Genomic DNA, 3,717 nt, shown 5'->3' with positions numbered 1-3,717 from the left:
CTCCACGGCCACTGGCAGCATGGCCCATTCGACATGCGATAGATCTGGTCGGTACGCAGAGACGCCGTCAATCAGCACGTTCATCCGCCTGGGGGTGACCACGCTTGTGCCGTGATAGCTGATGCGAAACTCGTTGCCCGTGGTCTTTGTGACGGCCATGCCGGGAACCAGTCTCAGGGCATCGGGGATGTTGTTGATGCCGTAGCGACGGATGGTTTCTGCCGTGATCACGGTCACGCTGGCCGGGACGTCTGCCAGGGACTGACGCAGACGCGTGGGCGTGATCACGACCGGATAAGCGTAATCGGTTGAATCGACGTCGTCACCGCTGTCTTTTTGAGCGAGAGCGTTGGCAGACAGAAAACAAAAGAACAGGCAGGCCGAAATCGGAGATCGGCGAAACAGGGAGGTCATGTGCGTACAACTGCGAAACTGACGGATGACCGATATTGTCAGGGCTCGATCAGTCCGCACTTCACGGCAAGCAGTGTGATGTCGGCTGCACGATGGATGCCCAGGTGGTCTTTGATGGATTGGCTGGTCGTGCTGATGGTTTTGGGCGATAGATTCATCTGCTCCGCGATCTCCACGTTGGTCAGGCCTTGCGCCATCAACTTGAAGACCTCGACTTCACGAGGTTGCAGTCGGGCCAGTGGGGATTGATCGCCGTGAACGCTGAGCATCGCCAGGCGCGAGGCGATTTCAGGCAGAAAGATCGTTTCGCCCTGGTGGATCTTGATCAGGGCTTTGGCCAGTTCGTTGGGGTCCGTGCTTTTGGGGATGAAGGCTTTCGCCCCACGCTTGTAGGCTTCGCGAACGACGGTGTCCTGGTCAAATTGGGTGTAAATCGCGACGCGTGCTTCCGGGAATCGGGCGATGAGATCGAGTAGCACATCCAGTCCACCGATGCCGCCCTCACCGAATCTCAGATCCAGTACCAGTACATCTGGCTTCAGGGTGGCAAAGGTTTCCACCACGGTCGTCACTTCGCATGCCGATCCGATGACCTGCAGGCCGTGGCGGGCGAGCATGCTGGACAAGCCTTCCACGATCAGTGGGTGGTCGTCGGCAATCATCACATTGATCATGCTCATAGGGCCTCTTCTCCAGGATTTTGCTGTTAGATGGTCATTGGGTGACCATTAAGTGGTGCCGTGTCGGCGATTTTTTTGCGCTGAATCGCGCATTTTACAGCCATGGCACACATCGATTGACATCTGTGGAGATCGTCAGGAAGCGGAAGTGCGGCCTTTCTGTAATTTCTTGTTGCATTTTATTGCTACGTCATGGCAATTTATTGGTAATTTTTAGGTGATATAGTTGCGCAAAAGAAGAGGGTCTTAACGCTGTCATCATGTAGCTGGCAGGGAGGGAGCGGCCAAAGAGCCGTGTCATCGCTCTGGGAGGAGCGGCAAAAGGGCATGTCTGTCACAGGGCATGCCCTTTGTGCTTTTGGGTGCATCTGAGGGCATTCCCACAAGGAAACCCGCTTCCCCTGCGGGGTAAACGGTGCCTCGTGCCTTAAAATCGACGTTTTTCCCCACACTGGGCCCTTCAAAGGCTCCTTGCGCGATTGAGCATCATGGGACGCACCCTCTACGACAAGATCTGGGACGAGCACGTCGTCCACACCGAAGAAGACGGCACCGCCGTGCTGTACATCGACCGTCATCTGGTGCATGAAGTCACCAGCCCGCAGGCGTTCGAAGGGCTGGACATCGCCGGCCGCAAGGTCTGGCGCCTGTCGGCCAATCTGGCCGTGAGCGATCACAACGTGCCCACGACCGACCGCTCGGAGGGCATCAAGGATCCGATCTCCAAGTTGCAGGTCGATACGCTGGACAAGAACTGCGACCGCGTGGGCATCACCCAATTCAAGATGGGTGACAAGCGCCAAGGCATCGTGCACGTGATCGGCCCTGAGCAGGGCGCGACGCTGCCGGGCATGACCGTGGTTTGCGGCGACAGCCATACTTCCACGCACGGCGCATTCGGCGCGCTGGCTCATGGCATTGGTACCTCCGAAGTCGAGCACGTGCTGGCCACGCAAACCTTGCTGGCCAAGAAGGCCAAGAACATGCTGGTCAAGGTCGAAGGTACTGTGGCCAAGGGCGTGGGCGCCAAGGACATCGTGCTGGCCATCATCGGCAAGATCGGTACAGCCGGTGGTACCGGTTACACGATCGAGTTCGCAGGCAGCGCCATCCGTGCCCTGAGCATGGAAGGCCGCATGACCGTGTGCAACATGGCCATCGAAGCTGGTGCCCGCGCGGGCCTGGTGGCTGTGGACGACACCACGATCAACTACACCAAGGGCCGTCCCTTCTCGCCCGCAGGCGTCGAGTGGGATCAGGCTGTGGCTTACTGGCGCACGCTGCATTCCGATGCGGATGCGCAGTTCGACACCGTGGTCGAGTTGAATGCCGCCGAGATCCGGCCACAGGTCACCTGGGGTACCTCGCCCGAGATGGTCTTGTCCATTGACGACCGTGTGCCCGATCCCGACAAGATCAAGGACCCGGTTCAGCGTTCGGCCACCGAGCGTGCCTTGCAGTACATGGCGCTGGAGCCCAACAAGGCCATCAACGACATCCTGGTCGACAAGGTCTTCATCGGTTCGTGCACCAACAGCCGCATCGAAGACATGCGCGAGGCTGCTGCCGTGGTCAAGAAGGTTGGTGGTCGCGTGGCTGCCAATATCAAGCTGGCGCTGGTTGTGCCGGGCTCTGGTCTGGTCAAGGAGCAGGCTGAGCGCGAAGGTCTGGACCAGATCTTCAAGGCGGCAGGTTTCGAGTGGCGCGAGCCTGGTTGCTCCATGTGTCTGGCCATGAACGCCGACCGCCTGGAACCTGGCGAGCGCTGCGCATCAACCAGCAACCGCAACTTCGAAGGCCGTCAAGGTGCCGGTGGTCGTACCCACCTGGTGAGCCCTGCGATGGCTGCTGCTGCCGCTATGCAGGGGCACTTCGTGGATGTGCGTCGCATCGCCTGAATCTGATCTGTCTTGAAGTTGGAGCGACCTCACATGAAACGTCTTGCTGTATCCCTGATGCTGTTGGTGGCCGTGCTGGGCCTGTGTGCCTGCAACACCGTCAACGGTCTTGGGCAGGATCTCGAGAAGGCCGGTGAGGCCATCTCCAACGCAGCGAAAAAGTAAAGCACCATGCAAGCATTCCGCATTCACAAGGGCCTCGTGGCGCCCATGGACCGGGACAACGTCGATACCGACGCCATCATTCCCAAGCAATACCTGAAGTCCATCAAGCGCACGGGTTTCGGCCCCAATCTGTTTGACGAGTGGCGCTACCTGGACGCGGGCGAGCCCGGCCAGGATCCTGCCAGCCGCAAGCCCAACCCGGACTTCGTGTTGAACCAGCCGCGCTACAAAGGCGCCTCCGTGCTGCTGGCCCGCAAGAACTTCGGGTGTGGCTCCAGCCGCGAGCACGCGCCCTGGGCGCTGGATCAATATGGCTTTCGCGCCATCATTGCGCCCAGCTTTGCCGACATCTTCTTCAACAACAGCTTCAAGAACGGCCTGCTGCCCATCGTGCTGAGCGAGGCGCAGGTCGACAAGTTGTTCAATGAAGTGGCTGCCTTCCCCGGTTACGAGTTGACCATCGATCTGGAGCGCCAGGTCGTGATCACAGCCGATGGCACCGAGCTGCCGTTCGAGGTGCAAGCGTTCCGCAAGTACTGTCTGCTCAATGGCTTTGACGA

Annotated in this window: 5 protein-coding genes; 3 read left to right on the top strand and 2 right to left on the bottom strand. The window is 59.3% G+C overall.

Features of this window, described 5'->3' with window-relative positions; all coding sequences use genetic code 11:
- Both EPO09_RS08150 and EPO09_RS08145 read right to left on the bottom strand, forming a co-directional pair.
- The coding region (locus EPO09_RS08150; RefSeq protein WP_290641984.1) for a Plug domain-containing protein at positions 1 to 414 on the bottom strand (414 nt) is incomplete at its 3' end.
- A gap of 38 nt (positions 415 to 452) precedes the next feature.
- Positions 453 to 1,094 (bottom strand): response regulator transcription factor, encoded by a 642-nt coding sequence (locus EPO09_RS08145; RefSeq protein WP_290641982.1) that lies wholly within the window; start codon positions 1,092 to 1,094, stop codon positions 453 to 455.
- A gap of 488 nt (positions 1,095 to 1,582) precedes the next feature.
- Here EPO09_RS08145 and leuC point away from each other — a divergent pair, with 488 nt between their 5' ends.
- The 3 genes from leuC to leuD form a co-directional block, all read left to right on the top strand.
- Positions 1,583 to 2,992, top strand: a complete 1,410-nt coding sequence (gene leuC / locus EPO09_RS08140; RefSeq protein ID WP_290641980.1) for a 3-isopropylmalate dehydratase large subunit — start codon at positions 1,583 to 1,585, stop codon at positions 2,990 to 2,992.
- Positions 2,993 to 3,025: 33 nt separating this feature from the next.
- The gene (locus EPO09_RS08135; protein ID WP_290641979.1) at positions 3,026 to 3,157 is read left to right on the top strand and encodes an entericidin A/B family lipoprotein; all 132 of its coding nucleotides are present in this window, start codon (positions 3,026 to 3,028) and stop codon (positions 3,155 to 3,157) included.
- A 6-nt stretch (positions 3,158 to 3,163) separates the two neighbouring features.
- A partial coding sequence (gene leuD / locus EPO09_RS08130; protein WP_290641977.1) for a 3-isopropylmalate dehydratase small subunit occupies positions 3,164 to 3,717 on the top strand: 554 nt, incomplete at its 3' end.

It is taken from the genome of Aquabacterium sp. (assembly GCF_004297345.1).
Classification (GTDB): Bacteria; Pseudomonadota; Gammaproteobacteria; order Burkholderiales; family Burkholderiaceae_C; genus Aquabacterium.
This window is presented reverse-complemented; position numbering and strand designations above follow the sequence as displayed.

Bases quoted from the DNA above. Each gene is read 5' to 3' on its own strand.
- leuC (WP_290641980.1), top strand. From the start codon at position 1,583: ATGGGACGCACCCTCTACGACAAGATCTGGGACGAGCACGTCGTCCAC.
- EPO09_RS08145 (WP_290641982.1), bottom strand. From the start codon at position 1,094: ATGAGCATGATCAATGTGATGATTGCCGACGACCACCCACTGATCGTG.
- EPO09_RS08135 (WP_290641979.1), top strand. From the start codon at position 3,026: ATGAAACGTCTTGCTGTATCCCTGATGCTGTTGGTGGCCGTGCTGGGC.